Here is a 20,191-nt window from a genome sequence, read left to right as displayed (position 1 = left end):
GGGTGGGGTTCGACTCCCTGCCCAGTAACAAAAGTAGATTAAAATGAAAAAGATAGTAGTTGCCCTGGTATTAATGTTCGGTTGTTTGGCGACCGCACAAGAGCTGAGTAAAGATGCCGTTATAGAAATCGGAGTCATTGGCGATGCCAAGAATTTTAGAATACGTACCTATTTCGGTCCCGACCAACAAAACCCGGCACAAGATATGACCTGGGAACGTCTAAGCGGTAACCGTGTTGCCTTTGTTGTGGTACCTACGCAAGAGTACATGGTCAGTAAAGAAGGTTTTAAGCTGGGTAAAATAAAGCTCTCCCCAAAAGACCCCTTGTTCAACACCTACGGCAGTACCTTCTCCAATTACAACGAGTTGGAGCAATGGGCAGAAGATAGTTTGGGTGAGAGTGATGGGGATGTGGTGTCTTCCCCTGGTTCTGGTGCAAGTACAGAAAGACCAGAAAATGCTTCTACGGGGGAAAGTTTTTTTGATTCAACATTAGGTTATCCGATATGGTATAATGGAACTAATTGGGTAACAAGTGCTGGAGTTGATGAGCCAGACGTAGTAGTTGAATTGGCTTACAACCCTAATCTAATAGAAATAGGCGGTCAAAGTAATGCATTCGGATTTGCTCCTAGTTCTGGATTGCCTGGAGAACTTTCTATACCTATAACTGGGGCTTATATGGCTATAGGTGGTAAAGACGGTAGTTATGAATCTATGACACTAGAAACTTTAAGCTATACGAATAGTAAAGGATGGAACGGTACTAATACATTTGGTAATTTCGGTATAGAGTTAAGGCTGGCAGAAGTATTGGTAGATACATTTGGAGAAGATTTTTACTTCATAAAAACATCCGAGGGATCAACAGGGCTTGAAACTGTAGCTGCTGCGGATTGGAATATTAATTCTGTAGATGATTTATATTTAGATAGTAATGGTCATCATGATGCAGCGGTAGCATTAATGCCTAGTCAATTAGCCCCTGCTTATTATGTTTGGATTCAAGGAGAGGAAGATATACAACAAGATAATTTAGATACTTACCAAGCTAATTTAGAAGCTTTTATTGCAGCAAAACGAGCTTATTACAATTACCCTCAAATGCCTTTCCTTATTTGTAGGATGAGCAATAACCAGACTTTATATACAGAATTACAAAGAAATACTATACGAGCGATTCAGGAAACTGTAGCTGCACAGCCATATAATGTTCTAATAGATACGGATGCAGCCACTACTCAAGCGGATAATGTACATTATAATGCTTCTGGAATAAACACTATAGCACTTGAGGTAGCGGAAGCTATAGGGGTGAATATAGATCAGTTAGGTACTGAATTAACAGGTACTTCTTTTAGTTCTCCATATTATCTAGAAGGTTCTAATGATGTTTATTCTGATGAAAAGGCTTTTGATAACAATACATCTACATTTTTTAGTTCAGAAGGTTCAGGAGGGTCTATTAATAAATATATAGGGCTTGATTTAGGTGTTGGTAACGAAAAAGTAATTACAAAAGTATATATATATCCCAGGACTAGCTTTGGTGATAGATCACATAATCTTACACCACAAGGGAGTAATACAAGTACTACAGATGGGTTTGTAGATATAGGGCCATCGACTGGTACAGATCCAGTAAGTGGAGAATATACAAAATTAATAATCACAGATACAACACCTTATAGATATATTAGAATGTATGGGGAGGTTGCGGATTTAGACGTAGCAGAAGTTAAATTTTACGGGTACTAGAATAATTTACCTAAATAATGAACAGCATACATAATATAAACAGCTATGACATTAAAGGCGATGGTCTTCCTTCTAAAGTGGAGACCGTTGCTTATGTTGCTCATATGGCACCACTAAAACTTGTGGAGCAATGGATAAAAGAAAAGTACAAATGTGATATTAAAATTTATGTATCACTTAAAAGTAGCTACAGAAGTGTTGAGTGGGAAAAATCAAAAGGTCGTAGCGGTTATTCAGAACATACCTATAATTTTTTGGGTGCTTGTGATATTACTTGCGATAACTTTAAAGAAAATCAAGGAATATTACTTGAAGCCTTAATTGCTGTTACTAGGTACACACGTTTAGCAATCTATAATGGTTTTATCCATGGAGATTATAAAAACGCTCAGAATGATGCTTATGTCTACAACAGTAAATGGGTAAGGCAAACACACATAAAAAGAGAAGCTTAATGAACGACATTCTATTCTATCATCAAAAATATTGCGGTATCTGTGGTACTAAAGGAGCTTACGAAATACGACCAGGTGATTTTATCTGTGAGGAACATTTGTTAAGGAATATACCATGTTAAAATGTATAATTACTGTATTACATATAAGGTATCAGAAGATGATTACAGACCAGGCTTAATGAACATGAGAGGTGCGAATATAAAAGAGGTTGAATCTGCTTTTTATAAAGCGTTTCCAACGTATATATTAATAGACATTGTATGAGAATCGGGATCCTGTTTTTAGTTTTTATCATCTGCACGAGCTGTGGTACCCGTAAACGTGCGATGGATTTAGAAAAACTTGAACTGGAGGAAAAAAAAGAAACTCGTGTTGAAACTAAAAATGACATTACCTCGAATGTACGGTACACCAAGGCGTATAACATGACCACGCTAGAACCGGTGGATCCAACAAAGGAAAGCACCTTTACGGACAGTGCCGGTAACACGACCAAGTTCACCAACAGTAAAATAATATTTGACAGTTCAAAAAAAGACAGTTCGGCTACGGGCACTGACCGGTCTGTTTCTGCTAAAGCAGAAAAGATTGAAAGCAAATTAAAATCCAAAAAGAAAGCTGTTGAAGTGGAGACGAAAAAACCGAATCCGTATTTGTGGGGCGGTTTGGTGGTAGTGGTATGTTTTAGCTTGTACTTATTAATTAACCGTTCTAAAAAATAGCGTTTGACGTATAAAGGAAAAGAAATACAGTTAGTTCCCTTCAGGTTGCGAGATCACCTGGTACCATTTCTTTTCAATGAATTTAAAGCCGAGGAGGTGGTGATGATGCCACGTCTGCAGACCAAGGCCATAAAGTTGAACCGTACCAGTAGCATTTGCCGTATTATCAACCTTATTCATGCTAAGTACGAAGACAGTACTCATTTGTACGATTATAGAATACAGTTCAGTATTCGCATGGTGCAGGGCGGTAAAAAGTTCGAGAGCTCACTTTTTAAAAGTCGTAAAGATGTGCATGAAATTTTGAGGTTTACAGAATCTGACAACACCTATATCAATAGTTTCTTTGAAGACATTTTCCGTACTGCATTCATCTTCTATGTTAACGGTAGCAAGCAGTTTACCAATATTGGCGTAAAAGAGGTCATCAACGATTTTATGGATGAGTACGACCTGCTAGAACTTGGTTTCGATACCGAGGCGTTGCGTATTCTCTATTACCGTGAAACCAGTAAGGAAAATAAACTGACCAGGTTTCAGCATAAGAAGAGTAATAGGGTTACCAATTACTAAGCGTGTCCCTAACAAACAGATTGCCGCGCTTCGCTCGCAATGACGTGATTTTGGTGTTACACGCTTAACGCTCAGTTCTTCCCATTTTTACGTTGTGAAAGTAAATCGTCTATTATCGGAAGTTATTAGAGGGGTTTGGTTATTGGAACCAAGCTACCTATTGGGGTTTGGTGAAACGGTGCATAAAATCGTCAGCGGGCAGAATGTGGAATTTGAAAACAGTACTACTGCCCTGGTAAAGATCATGGACCCAAACGGTAACCGTGTGCGTGCCAATGATGACGGAGATATGGATATCCCAGAAGGTTCCGTTGCCGTGGTAGATATGATGGGGGCGGTCATTAAATATGGCGATTGGTGTACTTATGGTGCAGATGAAATTGTTGGGGCGCTGCAAATGGCAGAGAACAACCCCAATATTAAAGGAAGTATTTTAAATATCGATGGACCAGGGGGCGCGGTGAGTGCTATAGGTCCGTTTTTGCAATTTGCGAAAACGAAGACCAAGCCCGTTATCGGTTTGGCAGATGCCTGTATGAGCTTACACTATTGGACGGCGTGTGCGGTCTGCGATTACTTAATGGCAGATAATGATGTAAGCGCCCGTTTTGGTAGCGTTGGCGTAGTAGCATCGTTTCAAGATGTGAAGCCTTACTATAAAGAACAGGGGATCGTGTTCCATGAAATTTATCCAGATGAAAGTGCGAACAAAAACGAAGCTTTTCGTTTGGCGCTAGAGGGTAAATATGATATGATAAAGACAGAGCAGCTATCTCCACTTGCTCAAAAATTTCAAGCTGGTGTGCGTGCCGGTAGACCTAACCTTAAAGAAGAACCGGGGGTGCTCAATGGTAAAACTTATGATGCCGATACCTCTTTAGGCTTGGGAATGATAGACGGCATTGGTAGTATAAAAGAAGCGATCGGTATGATCGATAAAATACAATTACGAACAGAATTAAAGAGAATTATTTAAACCCTTAATTATAGAAAGCCATGAAATGGACATTAGCAGCAAATTTAGCCACAATTGTTTGTGGGATCCTCGGTATCGGAGAAATTCCGGTATTGGAGGGAAAGGTCAATTTTACAGATGACCAAAAACAGCAATTAGCGAAACGGCTAGAGGCTGAGAGTGATGTAGATGAAGCGATAAACGCTTTTAATCGTGATCTCGCAAAGATGGAAACCGATGCCCAGCGTGAGGCTCGTTTAAACAGTGAATTGAAAACGGCATTGCAAGAAGCCGGACATACTGAAGAGGAAGTGGATGCTAAAATCGCCGAAGGCGATGTACCCGGACAAATTGCTGCGCTTAATGCCAGTAACAAGTTAATGAAGCAACAGATAGATAAGTTGATAAACGAATCTGAACCTGATGCTCCCTTAGCTATAGTTCCATCACCAGGTAAAAAAGCAATGCACAGTGCTACCCATTTATGGGGAGACAACAAAGCTTACAACGCTTTTGCGGGTAGACCATGGAACCAAAGAGCTGCAGGTATCGTAACCGATGCAACGGAGTTCAGTGATAAAGTGATCGTTGAGAAATTGAACGATGATTTGGATCATTATTTTAGAGAGAATCCTGAAACTATTAAATCACTACATAGAGATAATTTTGGTTTACCATCGTTTTGGCCCAAACGTTTTAACGTAGATGATAAGGTAAGTGACGGTAACATAGTTTCGGCACCTATTACCCAAGCTAGAAAACTGCCTTGGTTACCGAAGAACAAACAAATGATCCAGGCAGAGGAAGGTCAAATATTCCCTGTACAAATAGACATTGAGTTCATTGGTTACTACTTACAGAAAATGGAAGCTAGCTGGTTGAACAAATGGAATAAAGAAGGTTCTCAGCCTTACAAAGAGTCTTTTGTAATGTTCTTGGTATCTGAATTGGATAAAAAAGCGCGTGTTGAAGATCGTATCTCTACTGTAAAAGGTATTCACGTTGCTACTCCTGAAGATGCTACTACTCCCGGTAAATTCATTAACAGACAAGATGGTCTGTTATACCAATTGTACAAAGGTAGGTTCATTACCAAAAAATTCAAGCCGTTTGCAGTAGGTACGCCTACCACTTCTAACATTGTCGATTATGTAGACAAAATGATAGAAAGTTTGGATTTAGATGTGCGTGTTATGCCAAATTTGGTGTTCTACATTTCGCCATATTGGATCAAAGCCTACAAGCGTAGATATGAGCAAATTCACGGTACACAGAACAACTATACGGGTTATCCTGTAAACCCTAAGGATTACAGCAACGTTCAGTTCGAAGTGATGCCAGATTTAGAAGGTTTAGATGTCATGTTCATCACCTTTGATGATAACATTGAATTGTTGGAAAACATTCCGAAAGAAAAATCATTATATCATTTTGAGTACCTAAAAAGAATCATGTACATATGGGCAGATTACAAGCAAGGTATTCGTTTGATCCATGTGGGTAACAAGATTAAAGATGGTGATCCATTAGAATTTAAAGTACAAAGTGTTTGGACGAACGATGTGCCGATCTTTAAGAGCGATGTGAACATTCCGCTGTTTGATGATGCCACGGGTACCATTAAAGCGAAGTATGGCTATATGAAAGTTGACGCTGCTTGGGCAACGCCAATAACACATATTGAAGGTGCACAACCTGGTCAGATCATTAAGTTAGAAGGTAATACAAATATGGCAGCCAGTAAGAATGTAAATTCTACGGGCAACCTAACGTTAACTGCTACGTTCGATCTAAAAAGTGGTGGCATTCTAACACTATTCGTTAAGAACGACGGTACAATTACAGAATTGAGCAGAACTGCAGGACCGCCAGCTGTAGCTGCAGACGAAGATGTAAACTTTGACGGTGATACGATCGATGCCAGCAATGGTAGCGTATTCAGATTTACCGGTGCGGCTAGCGATGTACTAGAAGCTATACTTAAAGGTGTAGAAGGCGATTCGGTTACTATTTATGGTAATGCCGCTGCTGGTGTAACACTTACGGTAAGTGATGTTGCCGGTAATATAGATGTTACTGCTAATGCTGTTCTTGCCCTTGCGGCAGACTACGTGACTTTAGTCAATGTAGGCGGAGTATGGTACGAATCTGAAAGGGATATCGCCTAATCATTAATCTATAGTCCTTCTGTTTTTTACGGGGGGACTTTTAATACTTAAAAAGTTATGCCAATATATACAAGAAAATCGGTTCCGGCTCCTGTAGGGATTGCCCCAGGTGCAGCGAAACCAAAGAATCCGAATGTGACCATCATATTCGTAGATGATATTTTATCATGGCCAGTACGTGATGCAGGGGGAATTCTGCTAGACGGAAACTTTGTGATGAAACCTGGTACCAGTATGCATCAAATTTACATGACACCTAAAAAGCAAAAGCCTGGTTATACCGGTGAGGGCGATGTAGATGCGGAAGTTGTACCACAAAAATTTGAAGGCTCTTCGCCTGGTAACAGTTTAGAGCTTCGTGAGTTCATTCAGAATACACTGGGTAAAGATGTAATTTTGTTATCTGGTGATTGCCAAGGTGCGGAGTATGACCAATATGGTACGCCATGTTCACCATTACGTATGAAGCCTACCGGTGTTATCGATGATACCAGAACGGCACATGACCTTATGTTCGAGCAACCTTTGGCAACGGGGTATTTACCTGCATTGTTTAGAGGTGCTATTGTAATGGCAGATCCTTTTGAGGTTGCCGATGAAAACATTTCGTTGTTGAAAGCGAACGGTTCTCAATACCAATTGGCAGCCAACGCATTAGGTACGGCATTAGATATTGCCGCTATCGACCTTGACCATGGTGCTGTGGTGAGTTTAATTGGTGACGGTGGTGCTGACCCTTATGTGCTAAGCGGCGGTGCGGCTACAGCTGCAACGGTTATTTTAGCGAACGGTACAGATTGGGCTGCGACCAAAAATGCGGTGTTAGATTTAAAGGTCTACAAAGCTGGTGCAACTACCTATTTAATAGAACAGAAAAGAGCTTAATTAGTTTGAGTTAGTTTGGTTGTTTAGATTGAAAATCCCCTGCAGGAGTGTAGGGGATTTTTTTTATGGACAAATGTTAGACAAATGTTCGACATTGTTTCGACATGCCCTGTTTTCTTCATGTTACACCGTTTGCAATTGGCAATTGCCATATTTGAAGTAAGCAAGTACAAATAAAATCTGATCACAATATGAAAGATAAAGTTTTAGCCTTTTTAAAGGATGGGTCCGGAGTGCCGGAAGAGCGTTATAATGAGGCTATGGCCTTATTACAAAAAAGTGAGGGTAAGAGTGTAGCCCAGGTAAATAGTTATTACCGTAGTGGCTTCACGGAAACGAATCTCAAAAACATCTGTTATGACCTGCAGCAATTGCATGGGGTGAGTGATGTGGAGATGGCAAGTTCTAAAAATAAAAAGCCAAAAGTACAAAGTACGAAGTCTGATGATGGTGACTCTTTAGATGCTGTTTTGGCGTTGGTGCCTGATGAAATAAAGGCTATTGTTGTTTTCATTGCGAATATGCCTGCAGGAGATTATCCTGCGGAAACAAAGGTATTATTCAAACCATTATCTGAATTTGTAGAAAAGCATAAAGCTGTATTCTTAATGCCGGATAAGACGCCGATGAGCGAAGAGGAAATATTTAAAACCATTTATGTGTCTATTGCAGATTGGAAAGATGAGAATAATTTGGTTAATGCCTTTGCTGATAAGATTACTGGTATAATTCAAGAACAATCTGGACCAGGTTCTGCAGGATCTATTGATTTAGCAAATACGCTAAATAAGAGTGCAGATATCCTGAATAACGATACATATGTTGCGAAAAACGGAACAAATTCACTTATAAGTGAATTAGAGTCTGCATCAGAAGAAGTTAAAAGTGGATTAAAAGTAAGAGAGCGTTTTGCATTCTTGGGAGAAACGGATTGTCCGGATAAGTTTAAAATACTAATTAATGATTTTTTTACAGCTTTAGATGCTTTTAAAGCGGGGCATGCTGCTTTGCTTATAGTTACGGAAGAAGGAAAAGATAACCGTACGTTAACGGATGCTGAAATCTATGCAATAGGAAAAGAAACTATTGATGCCTTCCAATTAAAACAAAGTATTTGGGATGAGCTGGAGTTCTACAACGAGCATAAAGAGGTTTTGGGTAATCACCCCATTTTTGCCGATGATCAACTAAAAGAAAAGGTTGCCGCTATGAGCGATGTAGATTTGGTGAACCGCCAGAAAAACGTGCGTAGCTATATCAGTAAAGAAAACAAGAAATTGAAATCTGCAAAAGATGAAGCTGCAGCAACCAAGATAAAGGGAAAAATTCAAGAGTTGAATCAAGAGTTGAACCTATTGGATGAGCGCATCGGAAAGAAAAAATAAATTTTTTGATTTACGACAGGCGAGTGCGAAAAACGATGTTGTAAACGATAAGAGCCCCAATTTTACTTCTAAGTATTTATTGGGGCATTATCAAAAAATAAAGCAGCTAGATAAAGACCTGGGCAGGTTGCCCAGTAAAGAAGAATTTTTCTTTCTGCAGACAGACGGGGCTTTTAATGCCTTTACGTTCATACCCTTTGTTGCCCGTAACTACGCTATTAAAGAATTGTTCGCCAGTACCTATAGTATTAGTCGGCGAACTATTGAAGCCATGGTAGAACTGCACGATGCAGGGGTTATCGAAAAGATAACGCTGTTGATCAATGAAAGTATGCCGAAACGGAATCCGGTAACGATCGATTTACTGAATGGATTGGTAAAGTCAAGACCTAATATCTGTGTAAAATATGCATGGACACACGCTAAAATCTGTTTACTGGAGACCATGGATGCCCATTACTGTATTGAAGGCAGTGGCAATTGGAGCGAGAACGCACACTATGAACAATATGTGTTTGCGAATAGTAAAGGGTTGTTTGAGTTTAGGAGGGAGTTGTTTGATGGTTGTTAGTTGTTGGTTGTTGGTTGATGGTTGTTGGTTGTTCGTTGGTGGTTGTTGGTTGTTCGTTGTTGGTATTAAGATAAAAGTATTAAGTACAAAGTATGGATATAGCTCAGATAGGTATTATGATTTTTGGGGCTTCGGCTATTTGGTTTGTGGGGCGTAAAGAAAGCTGGAAACGGTGGGGCTATATTTTAGGTTTGCTAGGTCAGCCTTTTTGGATTTATTCATCCGTAGTTAATGAGCAATGGGGAATCTTAATAATGACACTTTTCTATACGTATTCATGGAGTCAAGGAATTTATAATTATTGGATAAAATGAAACTATCTCAAGAGGAGTATGAACAGATTGAAGATTTATCGGCGGCGAATTATGGTGTCGATAAAATTGCGATGTATTTAAGCCTAGACAAAAAGGAATTTCGGATCGATTGGGAGAATCTCAATAGTTTGGTACGTCATCACTATGATAGGGGTCAGCTGGTTGCTGATTTTGAGATCAACCAGAAATTATTGGAGAATGCCCGTAGTGGTAATATTACTGCAGCACAGATATTTGAAAAGAACCGGGAGCGTGTTCAGGTAGAAAACCTGAAGGAACAAATTTATTTTGGTACGGAATGAGATTGAAATTGGAAGATATATCGTTGGATATTCTCTATGACTTTATAGAGAACGGCAATCCCGATAAAGCAGATCCCGCCATTGTGGAATATTTAGAGGTGCTGGACAAAGTGCGCGGTATGCGCTTGCGTTTTAGCAATTTTCCCAGTAAAGACCACATCATTAAACATTTAATGAAGGTAGACGGGTTCTCCCGTTACTTGGCTACCCAATTCTACAATGACGCTACCCAGTACTTTTATTGCGATACCAAAATTACTAAAGAGGCGTACATAAATATGTATGCCGAAGACCAGGAAAAAGATATTGCCCTGGCAAGAGCTCTGGCAAAAGATGTAAGCGATCTGGCAAAGATTTCTAAAATGAGAATGGACCTTGCCAGTCTTAGACAGCTGCACGTTGCCGATAAAGAGGAACTACCGGAAGAATGGTTCGCAAAACCTTGGAAGCTTTATGCGATGGATGCCGAATTCTTAGGCTTGCCTACCGTAAACAGGCACAAATTGGCGGAGCAGATAGACAATTTGCCCGAGCTGAGCGAAAAGGAACGTGAAATGATCAAGCGTGAAGCTGCAGTATTACCCGTAAAAATATTCGTAGATGGCTCGGAAGACGCACGTAAATCATAAAAACCTAGATGTAGAAGGTAGATTTGGCTCTTGGGTTAAAATGAGTATTGACCTGATATCTCCCAAAACATTGATATTTATTGGTGGGCGTGGAACTTCTAAAACTGGTGATATTCATGCGGAACGGAGTATTGAAGTTTGTTATGATATGCCAGGGAGTTATCAGGTATTTGTCGCGGACACGTATGTAAATGCGTTAAAGAACGTGGTGCCAACCTTGTTAGAAGGTTGGGAGCGCAAAGGGTGGAGAGAAGGAACCCACTACGTTACCGATGAGCGGCCGCCTGCACACTTTAAACTTCCGTATAAACCGGTAAGTCAGTACAAGCATACCATCAGTGTATTTAATGGGTGTTTTTATAACCTGGTTTCCATGGACCAACCTGCAGGTGCAGCTGGAAACAGTTACCAACATTTGTTCGGTGATGAAGTTAGATATATAGATCCAAATAAATTAAAGAAGTTAACTCCAGCATTACGTGGTGAATATGTGCGTTTTGGACATTCTGTTTATTATAGAGGTAGGACATTTACAACTGATATGCCTAATGTTGCAGAGGGTGATTATGATTGGTGTTTAGACGAAGAAAAAAATATGGACTTGGAGCAGATAAAACTCGCTCTTCAAGTTGCTCTTGTATTAAATGAGATTAAAAAAGAGCTGTATAATGCCATTCGTGATAATGATAGAATTAAAACAGGTAACCTTAGAAGAAATTTAGAGCGTTGGACGGAACGTTGGGTGCGCGCTCGTAAAGATTCTACCTTCTTCTATGTCGTAAGTAGTTATGTGAACGTAGATGTGCTTACAAGCGGTTATTTTACCGATTCGCTGAAAGCATTGGGTATCGAGGAGTTCAAAGCCAGTATTCTGTCTTTAAAGGCAGAATTGAAGAAGGGCGAGCGGTTCTACATTAACCTGGGCAAACATCACTTTTATGATGACGGGGTTTTCTCCGATTTTTATAACGATTATGCCATTGGTGAAGAAATTGAAGAGACGAGCTTGGCGCTCAAATATATTAACCTGGACAAAGAGCTCGATGCCGGTGTAGATTTTGGGAACATGTGCAGCATGGTTCTCGGTCAGGAATTAGGCAGATACTACTATTGCCTTAAAAATCTATACACATTGGCGCCAGATAACTTGAAAGAATTGGCGAAACAGTTTATCGATTTTAATAAACATCATAAAAAGAAGGTTCTGAACCTTTATTATGACCGTAGTGGTAACCAGTACGCCCAAATGAAAAAGGATTGGGCAACGGAGCTGCAGAACCATATTGAAAAATATGACGGAGTGGCAACGGGTTGGACAGTAGTATTAAAAAGCAAGAACCAACGTACCATTTACCATGATGAAGAATTCAACTACGCCAAAAAGTTAATGGGGGAGTATTATGACGGCATTCCGAAATTAAAAATAGACAGGTACCAGTGCCGCGAATTGAAAAGTAGTCTGGAACTTTCAAAAACGAAAATGAAAAAGAATACCCGTACCGGCAGTATTGAAGTGTTGAAAGATAAGAGCAGCGAAAAGCTGGATCTGAAGAAATTGCCGATGCAATCTACCAATTTCAGTGATGCGTTTAAATATTTAATGTGGAGACCAGAATGGGTGAAAGTAGCGAGCAATAAGAAAGGCGGCGCCATGATGGAACCTAGTGTGATGGATTAGAAATTTTTGTAAATTTATAGTATGTATGGAACTTCTACGAATTGGGAAAAGAAAACTAGAATGCAAGATGACATGCATAGTTATTATAAGTCAAGTGATATTGAGTCTTGGAAACGTGAACATTTGAATTTTCCTGAACATAAAACCTTTATGCAAGAATTGGCTGAGAAAAGTCCGATTCATGTAGATGAGTACCGATATAGATATCCTCTTTTTGCGAACAAAGTGGTGCTGGAGAAAGATATAAAGCCTGATAACTTTAGGAGATTTGATGAATTGAGTATTGAGTTGTTGAAATTTAAAACAGAGAGGTTGGAATCTGGTCTTGATTTTAATTACAGGGACGTTTTAGGTCTGCAATTAAAAAGAAAATTTGAGGTTTTAAAACAAGCTGGAGTTCCAGTTTTTTTGCATAATGATCCATTTGGTGACTATCCCGATAAAAGTACAGGATATGAATATTCAATACCAAAGCAATTTGAATATCAACAATTTTTTATCACAGAACCTTGGCATATTGCGTTGAGAGGTTCATTTGAGTATGCAAGTAATAAGCTTCATGCATTTGTAGATAACTACAATTGCTAAAGAAGACCAAGCCCGCCCGTAAGGGCGAAAAAATTTCTCGCCCTTACTAGCATTGGAAAAATGGGTTTAACCGTTTTCGGTCGGTTGTCGGGTTTTTCCGTTCCCACTATGTTACGGCTTGCATTTTCAGGTTTTTTTTAATGAGGTCGTCTCAAAAGCAATGCTAACAAAATTCATCCTCTGCACTAGGTGTTATTTAATTAAAATCAATAAGGTTTTATGTTGATGAAAATTTGGGTTTATTGCATAGCTGCGGTGCGGTGCTGTCATTCTTAGCGTGTCCATGTGGTGAACTTCGCCCCTTATTTGATGCATACATAGATTAATAGCGGTCATTTTACAACAAATAGAATCAAGGTCTTGCGCTACATAGTAATTGCCTTGAACGGCTTTATTTGAAGCTAAGAGCAGGCGACCGCTTCCACACGTTGGATCGTTTATATTGTTGCCCCATGTTGCGCCAGTTAAAGTAATAGATGCCATAATATCGCATAAACTTTTAGGCGTAAAGAATTGACCTAGCCTACTTTTTTTATATTGTCCGGCTAAAATTTCGTAGTAGTCGCCTAATGGGTCGATCCAATCTTTATTTAATTTTGCATTGTTATACAGTATTAAAAGTTCGCCCATCATTTTTGCGAAGTGGTTTAACTCCTTTTTATTGTATCGTTTTATTGTTTCAAAATATAGCGGTTCTTGTGTCTCTCTAGCGAATACACATATGAAAATGGTTAGAAAATCATCAAAAACGGTGCTCACATCGTGGCGGTATGTCAATTGATTAAAGAATTTATTAAACTCTTTTAATTCTCCTGGTACTTCTCTAGTCTTTGGCATTTTTTAACGGCTCTACTTGGTTATTAGAAAAAACGAAAGTGATCGGAAAGAAATCGAGTTCCTCGGTTTTTTGTTCTCCGTTGGGTTTCTCAACCTCTTGTTTTTTTCTGCCCCATAATAAAAAAGCCTTTTCACCTTTTTTTACTACGAAGCCGTTTTTTATCCAGCCTTTGAACGTGTTAAATTTGTGGTGAATTTCGTCGGTGTAGATATGCTCTACAATTAATTGGTTAATTGTCATTGCTTCAATTAGTTCCTCTTCTTCTGGGTGCTTGCATTGATTTATAAGTTCTTCTCGTATTGCTTTTGCTCTACTTGAAAAGTCTTTTAATATTTCTCTTTTTTGCTGTATTGTTGTTTTTTGTGCTGTCTCCATGATTAAAAAATATATTCGTTAAAATCGCTTTGTTGTTCTGTTTCGTTTTGGAATTGGTCCGCAATGGCTTGTGCTTTGTTAAATGTTTTTTTGCATCGAGCTTTAAAAATTTCGTAATCGGTGTAATTGAAAATTTTGCTCAATCCTTTTTTATGTAGAATCGATTTAACTTGTTCGGAGAGTAGGAAAGGGTTATTTTTATCCTTTCTAATTTCGTTCGTCATAACAGATTAGATTATTGATAAAAAGCCCGTAAAACCTGCCAGTTAAACGGGCTTTATTATTTGTTAGATATTATATTTTAAAATTTCGTTTTCTGAATGTGCAATAAAAAGGCTTAATTTTTCTTGCATCACTTTTACTACTTCTTCCACTACTTGAGAATTGGACACGGTAAACTCATAACCCTCGGCATTTTTAAGAGTTATATTTTCTTTTGTGCCATCACTTGAAATAATAAATTTATCTAGCTGATCTTTTTTGTCCGCTAAAAACTGATAACGGTTTGCCAATAGCTGAAAGTTTTCCATTTTTTTAATCCTTGCGCTTGCGCTAGGGTTTAGAATTTCTTCAACAGTTGAACGGCTCATTTTTTCTGAATCCTTGGCGGTTGACTCTGTTGCAACTTTTTGTGGGGTTGCTTTTTCGGTTGCTGTTTTTGCACTCGTTTTTGTGTTACTCATAACTTATAATTATTTGATTATCAATACTTAAAGATAATAAAATATCGTCTAATAGGCGAGTATTTATATGTAAAAAAGCAGGGAATAATCTAGTTTAGATCACTTCTAAATAATGTATGATTGCCTATATATTTTGTTAGAAAATCAGAGGTTAAAAAATATTTTAAAAATTAAACATTCTGAAAATCAATGAACTAACCTAAAATATTTAGGTGGTGAGTTGATTTGAGTGAATCAAGACACCGACCCGCTGAAAAACGTAAATGCAATTGCCTGTGCGGCTGAATCTGCGAAATATGACTAAGCATTGAATCACACCACCACCAGTACTTATTGTTGTTGTCGCTCTTCATGTTACAAACAACAATGAATCCTATTAGTATAATTGTGTCATATAGCAATTGCATGAACACAGTTAATATCTATGATGCATTAAAACAGATGCGAGAGCTCACCAAGATTGGTGCACCATTCTCATTTGAATACATAACATTTAATAGTTCTAAAGGTTATAGCGAGGGAACAAAGAAAGTTGCTAAAGCATTATTACGTACTGGGTACTCAAGAGAGCAATCGGATAAAAGTGAAATACTTATTGGATATACAGTAGAGCCTGAAACCTTACCTAGATGGTTCTATCTGCCTTTATTAATGAAGTTTAACGGGATGAAAGTAACACCATGAATATTGAATACATAGGTAATAATGCGGTAGTAGATGATGGTCAGAACGCTTTTACGTTCGAAGTATCGGACAATCCGCGAAGCTTTGACTCTTATCGTGTCGATCAACAGACATTGGATTGGACAGATAACAGATACCATCTAGGTGGTTGGCGTGTATTTCCTTATGGTAATGACAATCAATTACCTAAACAAATAAGAGATATAGTTCAAGAGAACTACATTGCTCCTGGTTTAGTTAAGAAAAAGACACAATGGTTATGGGGTAAAGGACCTAAGCTCTATATTGAGAAAGTAGTAGAGGGTAAGCTTGTTAAAGAATGGGTTGAAGATGATGAGATATGGAAATGGTTCCAGTCGTGGGATGGTGAAGAGTACCTGACCAAGGCATGTGTAGATTATAACCATATAGAGGGTGTATTTACTAAGTTCTATTTGAGCAGGGGCGGACGTATAGGTAAACCATCTATTGCTAAGTTGGAGCATAGCATGCCCGATAAAAGTAGATTGGCAGCTGAACTAACTGATACAAGTAATAAAGCTACTCATGTTGTAGTTACTGATTGGAACTTTGAAATGATTAATGCTATTCTTAATCCAAAGGTCTATCCTATTTTTGACTATAAGAATCCGTTTGCGCACAAGAATAGTATTCTATATAGCAATATGTATAGTTTCTGTTCAGATTACTATACAGTACCTGATATATATGGTTCGTTTGAATGGCTACGTAGGTCTACCGCAATACCGGCAATCCTTAGGGCATTGTCTCAAAAAGGAATCTCGGCAAAATATCATGTTATATCGCCTCAAAAATTCTGGGATGATAAAAAGAAAATGCTTGAAGATGATGCTACGGCTCGTGGTAAGAAATTCAAACAGAAAGATTTCAATAATTATAAAAACGATTTCCTAAAAACTATAAGTAAGGTATTGTCCGGTGAATCTAATACCGGTAAGTTCTGGCATTCTACCAAGGAGATAGAAATTGAAGGTACCAACATGAAAGAACATGGTTGGGAGATTAAGGAAATACCGAGCAATACCAAAGAGTTTATCGAATCTCAAATAAAAATCTCTGAACGTGCAGACCATGCAGTGAGTTCAGGTATCGGAATAGGTACCGTATTAGGTAATGTTTCAGAAAGTGGTCGTTCAAGCGGTGGTAGTGAAAAGTTGTATGCGATGAAGGAATATCTGGAAACGGGAGTTGACATTGCTGAAATGATCGTATGTAAGGGTATCAATTTCGCTATAGCAGCAAATTGGCCGAACAAAAAAACAAAAATGGGCTTTTATCACACCGAACCCGAAAGAGAAGAAGATATAACGCCAAGCAAAAGAATCAAAAATCAATAGCATGAATATTATTTTTAATAAAGATGGTGCCGGTGATCAAGAGATGAAACAACATCTTGGCTTTATAGATAAAAGTATTGGCTACGCTAATTTAGACCGATTCATTCGTAATGCCTGTTTGACTTTAATTGAAATTATAGGGCAACCGACTTATGAGGCTATTTATGCTATGTATGCTGCAGGCATTCCTTCTGCTGTGAATACTGGTTACATCACCATGTTACAAGATGCAATTGCTATTGAGGCATATCGCAGATATGTGCCATCCAAAGATGTGGGGCATACGCAAAACGGCAGGCGTATGCGAATGGACGAACATGAAAAACAAGCCTTTGAATGGATGATTGATCGCGACAACAGCAATATGGAACGTATGTTTTATCTGTCCGTTGATCAATTATTGAATGAATTGGAAACGCTTGCTTCTTGGAAAACTTCAGATGCTTATAAAAAACTGAACGCATTATTTGTTTCAAAAACTTCAGATGTTCAAGAGTGGTTCGATATCAGTAGCTCTAGATATCTTCTTCTAAAACTAACACCAGGTTTAAGACAGGCAGAGCGCCGTGCTATTCTGCCTCGTATCGGTACAGAAATGATGGCGACGGTAAAAGCTGCTCCCCAAGACAATGAAGATTTGTATATGCTTATTAAAGAAGCGTGCGTGTATTGGGCATTATCGTGGGCAATGAGAGGTCGGTTAACGGTAACCTTGTTTCCTGAAGGGGTGTTGCAACGTTTTGTTAGCGATAGAACCACTACTCAAGGCAAAAAACCACCATTACAGAACGAATATGCCTGGGCAGCTCAAGAATTCATGAACGATGCCAATGATATCCTCATAAAAATAGAGGAAATGGTAGCTGAACCTGTTCTAGAGGAAGAGGAACCGTCCGAAGCAGAAACCGATACCGAGAAATACGGATTCAATGAAGATGACAATTTCGTAACTACTTAAACTAAAATAATGTTAAAAAAAATCACTCGTTTTTTTAAAAACTGGCTGCAGCAATGGAAAGATTATTTTCAAATGCGAACCAATGACCGATTGACCAATAAATTATTTAAAGCTCAAATTAAAGACATCAAAGAGCGTACTGAACTAAAAAAAGAAATTCTCGAATATATACAGTCAGAATTCAAGGTTAACCCACGTAGTAAGCACATACCAATGAACATACGTCGGCAAATTGTAGAAGGTGTATATAACAGGTTTCGTAGTAGAATGGAGCCTTTAAAGGTCAATGTAAATTATAGCCTACAATTCGCGCAATGATTTCTATAGAAATTCCACATACCGGCACCAAGCTTTATATGCCCGAAGATTTATCGGAGTGCGATACCAGGCAGTATTATGAGCTGTCTATGCTGATATACCAATTGCAGACACAGCAAATGTCTTATGAGGTATTTCGGGTACATGCCGTGTATGCTCTTTTAAATATGAAGCCTGTTGAAGATGATGATACCGGTGCTCAAGAAGATAAAATGGCAAACATCTATAAGCTATCAGAGCTTGTAGATGATTTTTTTGAAGATGGAGAAGGTGATATTCGTATTCTAAAACAATACTATGTACATAATCCTATCGCCAAGATAAAGCTCTTGGGCAGTAATTATTACGGACCTGCAGACGGATTCGAAAATATTCAGTTTGGCGAATACATAGATGCACTTCACCTATTCTCTGAATTCAATGCCACAAATGATAATGAATGCCTGTATCAATTAATGGCTACGTTATATCGTAGACCAAAATCGATATTCAAAATAGGCGTTTCTAATGAAGAAATTAATGGTGATGCTCGTAAAGCGTATAATCAACACGGTGTAGAAGATCGCGCCAAACATTTTAAAAAGCTGTATTTCGGACAGGTATATGGTTTTTACCTATTGTTTGCATCCTTTCAAAAATATATAGCATCGGCAAAGATATACTGGCAAGGTAGAGAGCTTGATCTTAGTATATTGTTTGAGGCGGACCCCGAAAGCAAGCAATCTGATGTGCCTGGTATAGGGATGAAGAGTATTTTGTTTACGCTGGCAGAAAGCGGAGTGTTTGGCTCAAAAAAGGAGCTGGAGAAAGAAAACCTTTGGGAAATTTTAATGCGCATGTACGATCTAACCAAGCGAGATAAGGACTTCAAAGTCCAGCAAGACGCTTTAAAAACGAAATCATGATAATTACACCGAATGAGTTAATGTTGTTTTTGGCTGCCTGCAAAGATGCGATTGATGAAATTAATCATATAGAAATGATTATCGATGATTCTCAATTAGCCAATAGAATAAATGATGTACATGTAGCCGATAATTTATTGTTATACGGTGTGTTGCCAGATTATGGTGGTGATTATAGAGATGACGACGCACCAATGTATGATAATGGGTTAGATTTTCTTATCCTTAAAAAAGTGGAGTATGCAGATTTGAATCAAAGCGACTTTAATGCCGTTATGCAAGAAACTTTAATGGCTGCACGTAAGTTTCTTACGTATGTGTACACCGAAAAAATGAATTCGAATACCTGTCCTACATTTGCATATTTAAAAGAAGGTAGTGAAAAAATTACCCCTGTCTGGGCAAAAGCAGGTTGCAATGGCTATATGGTATCGTTTAATTTACGAACTGAATTATAAAAAAAATAGTCGTACCTTAGACGACTATGAAAGACGAGCAGATTAAACAGCTTTTTATGAAGGTTGTTACCGATAACGATTTAATTAAACCTTTAGGTGCAAGCAAAGATCAATTGTATAATTGGCGCCATCCAAAAAGGAAAAAGACATCTTTAGGTGTAATGCTAGAAGTACTTGGTAAGCTTGGTTACTTAAAATTTCAGAATGTCGTAATTACAACAACAGATATACACCCGGTTATAAATGACAAGACTAGAACGCCGTAAGGCATCGCAAGAGAATTTGATTTTAGAACGCCGGTTCATACGTACTGTATTGCGTGAAGAAGGTAATGATATGATGGCAACGCAGACCAAGAAAATGAACCGTAGTGGCTTTCAAAGTCGTGAGCTTTTTGCCGATCGTAAAATAGATGCTACCGATACCGTGCTTTCTTTTGATCATTTAATGAAACACCGTTTTATAGATATGAAACGTAGGCGTACCACGACTGGTGTGGTAAAGAAAAAGAACTACGCTATACATAACCGCCTACTCTATGGTTATGCCAATAACATTGTTCGTAGGTTGTCATTTGGCTTTACGGAAAGTACCAGGGAAATTATGGGAGGTTTAGAATAATCAAGA

Annotated in this window: 28 protein-coding genes; 24 read left to right on the top strand and 4 right to left on the bottom strand. The window is 38.5% G+C overall.

What is annotated here, in order from left to right; translation table 11 throughout:
• The first annotated feature begins 43 nt into the window (after nt 1-43).
• The 16 genes from P178_RS21310 to P178_RS0101650 all read left to right on the top strand — a co-directional run bounded on the left by P178_RS21310 (nt 44) and on the right by P178_RS0101650 (nt 12,987).
• The gene (locus P178_RS21310) at nt 44-1,759 is read left to right on the top strand and encodes a sialate O-acetylesterase (protein ID WP_036145555.1); all 1,716 of its coding nucleotides are present in this window, start codon (nt 44-46) and stop codon (nt 1,757-1,759) included.
• Nucleotides 1,760-1,776: 17 nt separating this feature from the next.
• Nucleotides 1,777-2,214: a hypothetical protein gene (locus tag P178_RS0101715; RefSeq protein WP_027064588.1), complete on the top strand. Its 438-nt coding sequence runs from the start codon at nt 1,777-1,779 to the stop codon at nt 2,212-2,214.
• The gene (locus tag P178_RS23615) at nt 2,214-2,336 is read left to right on the top strand and encodes a hypothetical protein (protein WP_262493274.1); all 123 of its coding nucleotides are present in this window, start codon (nt 2,214-2,216) and stop codon (nt 2,334-2,336) included. Before P178_RS0101715 ends, P178_RS23615 begins: the two co-directional genes overlap by 1 nt.
• 1 nt (nt 2,337) lies before the next feature.
• The gene (locus tag P178_RS23125; protein WP_155941565.1) at nt 2,338-2,481 is read left to right on the top strand and encodes a hypothetical protein; all 144 of its coding nucleotides are present in this window, start codon (nt 2,338-2,340) and stop codon (nt 2,479-2,481) included.
• Nucleotides 2,478-2,939 (top strand): hypothetical protein, encoded by a 462-nt coding sequence (locus P178_RS0101705; RefSeq protein WP_155941564.1) that lies wholly within the window; start codon nt 2,478-2,480, stop codon nt 2,937-2,939. Before P178_RS23125 ends, P178_RS0101705 begins: the two co-directional genes overlap by 4 nt.
• A 3-nt stretch (nt 2,940-2,942) precedes the next feature.
• Complete coding sequence (locus P178_RS0101700; RefSeq protein ID WP_027064586.1) at nt 2,943-3,512, top strand: hypothetical protein; 570 nt, start codon at nt 2,943-2,945, stop codon at nt 3,510-3,512.
• Between the two features lie 94 nt (nt 3,513-3,606).
• The gene (locus P178_RS21305; RefSeq protein ID WP_051638144.1) at nt 3,607-4,488 is read left to right on the top strand and encodes a S49 family peptidase; all 882 of its coding nucleotides are present in this window, start codon (nt 3,607-3,609) and stop codon (nt 4,486-4,488) included.
• Nucleotides 4,489-4,508: 20 nt separating this feature from the next.
• Nucleotides 4,509-6,635 (top strand): hypothetical protein, encoded by a 2,127-nt coding sequence (locus P178_RS0101690; protein WP_027064585.1) that lies wholly within the window; start codon nt 4,509-4,511, stop codon nt 6,633-6,635.
• 57 nt (nt 6,636-6,692) lie between these two features.
• A complete protein-coding gene (locus P178_RS0101685; RefSeq protein ID WP_027064584.1) occupies nt 6,693-7,520 on the top strand; it encodes a hypothetical protein in 828 nt (275 codons plus the stop codon).
• Nucleotides 7,521-7,711: 191 nt separating this feature from the next.
• Nucleotides 7,712-8,905 carry a hypothetical protein gene (locus P178_RS0101680; RefSeq protein ID WP_027064583.1) on the top strand — a complete coding sequence of 398 codons (1,194 nt, stop codon included), beginning with the start codon at nt 7,712-7,714 and terminating at the stop codon, nt 8,903-8,905.
• Nucleotides 8,880-9,476 carry a hypothetical protein gene (locus P178_RS0101675; protein ID WP_027064582.1) on the top strand — a complete coding sequence of 199 codons (597 nt, stop codon included), beginning with the start codon at nt 8,880-8,882 and terminating at the stop codon, nt 9,474-9,476. The genes P178_RS0101680 and P178_RS0101675 overlap by 26 nt, the downstream gene beginning before the upstream one ends.
• A 92-nt stretch (nt 9,477-9,568) precedes the next feature.
• Nucleotides 9,569-9,790, top strand: coding sequence for a hypothetical protein (locus P178_RS0101670; protein ID WP_027064581.1), 222 nt, complete (start codon nt 9,569-9,571; stop codon nt 9,788-9,790).
• The gene (locus P178_RS0101665; RefSeq protein WP_027064580.1) at nt 9,787-10,092 is read left to right on the top strand and encodes a hypothetical protein; all 306 of its coding nucleotides are present in this window, start codon (nt 9,787-9,789) and stop codon (nt 10,090-10,092) included. Before P178_RS0101670 ends, P178_RS0101665 begins: the two co-directional genes overlap by 4 nt.
• A complete protein-coding gene (locus tag P178_RS0101660) occupies nt 10,089-10,721 on the top strand; it encodes a hypothetical protein (RefSeq protein ID WP_027064579.1) in 633 nt (210 codons plus the stop codon). The genes P178_RS0101665 and P178_RS0101660 overlap by 4 nt, the downstream gene beginning before the upstream one ends.
• Nucleotides 10,693-12,399 carry a hypothetical protein gene (locus P178_RS21300; protein ID WP_051638143.1) on the top strand — a complete coding sequence of 569 codons (1,707 nt, stop codon included), beginning with the start codon at nt 10,693-10,695 and terminating at the stop codon, nt 12,397-12,399. Before P178_RS0101660 ends, P178_RS21300 begins: the two co-directional genes overlap by 29 nt.
• A gap of 21 nt (nt 12,400-12,420) precedes the next feature.
• Nucleotides 12,421-12,987: a hypothetical protein gene (locus P178_RS0101650; RefSeq protein WP_027064578.1), complete on the top strand. Its 567-nt coding sequence runs from the start codon at nt 12,421-12,423 to the stop codon at nt 12,985-12,987.
• Between the two features lie 192 nt (nt 12,988-13,179).
• Here the strand turns inward: P178_RS0101650 and P178_RS21295 are convergent, their stop codons facing one another.
• From P178_RS21295 to P178_RS0101630, 4 genes are all read right to left on the bottom strand, one after another.
• A complete protein-coding gene (locus P178_RS21295) occupies nt 13,180-13,824 on the bottom strand; it encodes an N-6 DNA methylase (RefSeq protein WP_051638142.1) in 645 nt (214 codons plus the stop codon).
• On the bottom strand, nt 13,811-14,200 hold the full coding sequence (locus P178_RS0101640; RefSeq protein WP_027064577.1) for a hypothetical protein: 390 nt from the start codon (nt 14,198-14,200) through the stop codon (nt 13,811-13,813). The genes P178_RS21295 and P178_RS0101640 overlap by 14 nt, the downstream gene beginning before the upstream one ends.
• A gap of 2 nt (nt 14,201-14,202) precedes the next feature.
• The gene (locus P178_RS0101635) at nt 14,203-14,424 is read right to left on the bottom strand and encodes a hypothetical protein (RefSeq protein ID WP_027064576.1); all 222 of its coding nucleotides are present in this window, start codon (nt 14,422-14,424) and stop codon (nt 14,203-14,205) included.
• Between the two features lie 63 nt (nt 14,425-14,487).
• Complete coding sequence (locus P178_RS0101630) at nt 14,488-14,883, bottom strand: hypothetical protein (protein WP_027064575.1); 396 nt, start codon at nt 14,881-14,883, stop codon at nt 14,488-14,490.
• A gap of 405 nt (nt 14,884-15,288) precedes the next feature.
• Here P178_RS0101630 and P178_RS21290 point away from each other — a divergent pair, with 405 nt between their 5' ends.
• The 8 genes from P178_RS21290 to P178_RS0101590 are packed head-to-tail and all read left to right on the top strand — an operon-like array spanning nt 15,289 to nt 20,185.
• Nucleotides 15,289-15,567, top strand: coding sequence for a hypothetical protein (locus P178_RS21290; RefSeq protein WP_081819374.1), 279 nt, complete (start codon nt 15,289-15,291; stop codon nt 15,565-15,567).
• Entirely contained in the window at nt 15,564-16,925 is a 1,362-nt protein-coding gene (locus P178_RS0101620; RefSeq protein ID WP_027064573.1) for a hypothetical protein, read from the top strand. Before P178_RS21290 ends, P178_RS0101620 begins: the two co-directional genes overlap by 4 nt.
• Before the next feature lies 1 nt (nt 16,926).
• Nucleotides 16,927-17,883, top strand: coding sequence for a DUF6712 family protein (locus P178_RS0101615; protein ID WP_027064572.1), 957 nt, complete (start codon nt 16,927-16,929; stop codon nt 17,881-17,883).
• Between the two features lie 9 nt (nt 17,884-17,892).
• Nucleotides 17,893-18,201, top strand: coding sequence for a hypothetical protein (locus P178_RS0101610; RefSeq protein ID WP_027064571.1), 309 nt, complete (start codon nt 17,893-17,895; stop codon nt 18,199-18,201).
• Nucleotides 18,198-19,106, top strand: coding sequence for a hypothetical protein (locus P178_RS21285; protein ID WP_051638141.1), 909 nt, complete (start codon nt 18,198-18,200; stop codon nt 19,104-19,106). Before P178_RS0101610 ends, P178_RS21285 begins: the two co-directional genes overlap by 4 nt.
• Nucleotides 19,103-19,564, top strand: coding sequence for a hypothetical protein (locus P178_RS0101600; RefSeq protein ID WP_027064570.1), 462 nt, complete (start codon nt 19,103-19,105; stop codon nt 19,562-19,564). Before P178_RS21285 ends, P178_RS0101600 begins: the two co-directional genes overlap by 4 nt.
• Before the next feature lie 56 nt (nt 19,565-19,620).
• On the top strand, nt 19,621-19,830 hold the full coding sequence (locus tag P178_RS0101595) for a hypothetical protein (RefSeq protein WP_155941563.1): 210 nt from the start codon (nt 19,621-19,623) through the stop codon (nt 19,828-19,830).
• Nucleotides 19,808-20,185, top strand: a complete 378-nt coding sequence (locus tag P178_RS0101590; protein WP_027064568.1) for a hypothetical protein — start codon at nt 19,808-19,810, stop codon at nt 20,183-20,185. The genes P178_RS0101595 and P178_RS0101590 overlap by 23 nt, the downstream gene beginning before the upstream one ends.
• Nucleotides 20,186-20,191 lie beyond the last annotated feature (6 nt).

Origin of the sequence: Maribacter sp. Hel_I_7 (assembly GCF_000688315.1) — a bacterium.
In the GTDB taxonomy this organism is placed as follows: Bacteria; Bacteroidota; Bacteroidia; order Flavobacteriales; family Flavobacteriaceae; genus Maribacter; species Maribacter stanieri.
The sequence above is the reverse complement of the archived record's forward strand: the minus strand, read 5'-3'. Positions and strand labels throughout refer to the sequence as shown.

Bases quoted from the DNA above. Each gene is read 5' to 3' on its own strand.
- P178_RS21310 (WP_036145555.1), top strand. From the start codon at position 44: ATGAAAAAGATAGTAGTTGCCCTGGTATTAATGTTCGGTTGTTTGGCG.
- P178_RS0101715 (WP_027064588.1), top strand. From the start codon at position 1,777: ATGAACAGCATACATAATATAAACAGCTATGACATTAAAGGCGATGGT.
- P178_RS23615 (WP_262493274.1), top strand. From the start codon at position 2,214: ATGAACGACATTCTATTCTATCATCAAAAATATTGCGGTATCTGTGGT.
- P178_RS23125 (WP_155941565.1), top strand. From the start codon at position 2,338: ATGTATAATTACTGTATTACATATAAGGTATCAGAAGATGATTACAGA.
- P178_RS0101705 (WP_155941564.1), top strand. From the start codon at position 2,478: ATGAGAATCGGGATCCTGTTTTTAGTTTTTATCATCTGCACGAGCTGT.
- P178_RS0101690 (WP_027064585.1), top strand. From the start codon at position 4,509: ATGAAATGGACATTAGCAGCAAATTTAGCCACAATTGTTTGTGGGATC.
- P178_RS0101685 (WP_027064584.1), top strand. From the start codon at position 6,693: ATGCCAATATATACAAGAAAATCGGTTCCGGCTCCTGTAGGGATTGCC.
- P178_RS0101680 (WP_027064583.1), top strand. From the start codon at position 7,712: ATGAAAGATAAAGTTTTAGCCTTTTTAAAGGATGGGTCCGGAGTGCCG.
- P178_RS0101675 (WP_027064582.1), top strand. From the start codon at position 8,880: ATGAGCGCATCGGAAAGAAAAAATAAATTTTTTGATTTACGACAGGCG.
- P178_RS0101670 (WP_027064581.1), top strand. From the start codon at position 9,569: ATGGATATAGCTCAGATAGGTATTATGATTTTTGGGGCTTCGGCTATT.
- P178_RS0101665 (WP_027064580.1), top strand. From the start codon at position 9,787: ATGAAACTATCTCAAGAGGAGTATGAACAGATTGAAGATTTATCGGCG.
- P178_RS0101660 (WP_027064579.1), top strand. From the start codon at position 10,089: ATGAGATTGAAATTGGAAGATATATCGTTGGATATTCTCTATGACTTT.
- P178_RS21300 (WP_051638143.1), top strand. From the start codon at position 10,693: ATGGCTCGGAAGACGCACGTAAATCATAAAAACCTAGATGTAGAAGGT.
- P178_RS0101650 (WP_027064578.1), top strand. From the start codon at position 12,421: ATGTATGGAACTTCTACGAATTGGGAAAAGAAAACTAGAATGCAAGAT.
- P178_RS21295 (WP_051638142.1), bottom strand. From the start codon at position 13,824: ATGCCAAAGACTAGAGAAGTACCAGGAGAATTAAAAGAGTTTAATAAA.
- P178_RS0101640 (WP_027064577.1), bottom strand. From the start codon at position 14,200: ATGGAGACAGCACAAAAAACAACAATACAGCAAAAAAGAGAAATATTA.
- P178_RS0101635 (WP_027064576.1), bottom strand. From the start codon at position 14,424: ATGACGAACGAAATTAGAAAGGATAAAAATAACCCTTTCCTACTCTCC.
- P178_RS0101630 (WP_027064575.1), bottom strand. From the start codon at position 14,883: ATGAGTAACACAAAAACGAGTGCAAAAACAGCAACCGAAAAAGCAACC.
- P178_RS21290 (WP_081819374.1), top strand. From the start codon at position 15,289: ATGAACACAGTTAATATCTATGATGCATTAAAACAGATGCGAGAGCTC.
- P178_RS0101620 (WP_027064573.1), top strand. From the start codon at position 15,564: ATGAATATTGAATACATAGGTAATAATGCGGTAGTAGATGATGGTCAG.
- P178_RS0101615 (WP_027064572.1), top strand. From the start codon at position 16,927: ATGAATATTATTTTTAATAAAGATGGTGCCGGTGATCAAGAGATGAAA.
- P178_RS0101610 (WP_027064571.1), top strand. From the start codon at position 17,893: ATGTTAAAAAAAATCACTCGTTTTTTTAAAAACTGGCTGCAGCAATGG.
- P178_RS21285 (WP_051638141.1), top strand. From the start codon at position 18,198: ATGATTTCTATAGAAATTCCACATACCGGCACCAAGCTTTATATGCCC.
- P178_RS0101600 (WP_027064570.1), top strand. From the start codon at position 19,103: ATGATAATTACACCGAATGAGTTAATGTTGTTTTTGGCTGCCTGCAAA.
- P178_RS0101595 (WP_155941563.1), top strand. From the start codon at position 19,621: ATGAAGGTTGTTACCGATAACGATTTAATTAAACCTTTAGGTGCAAGC.
- P178_RS0101590 (WP_027064568.1), top strand. From the start codon at position 19,808: ATGACAAGACTAGAACGCCGTAAGGCATCGCAAGAGAATTTGATTTTA.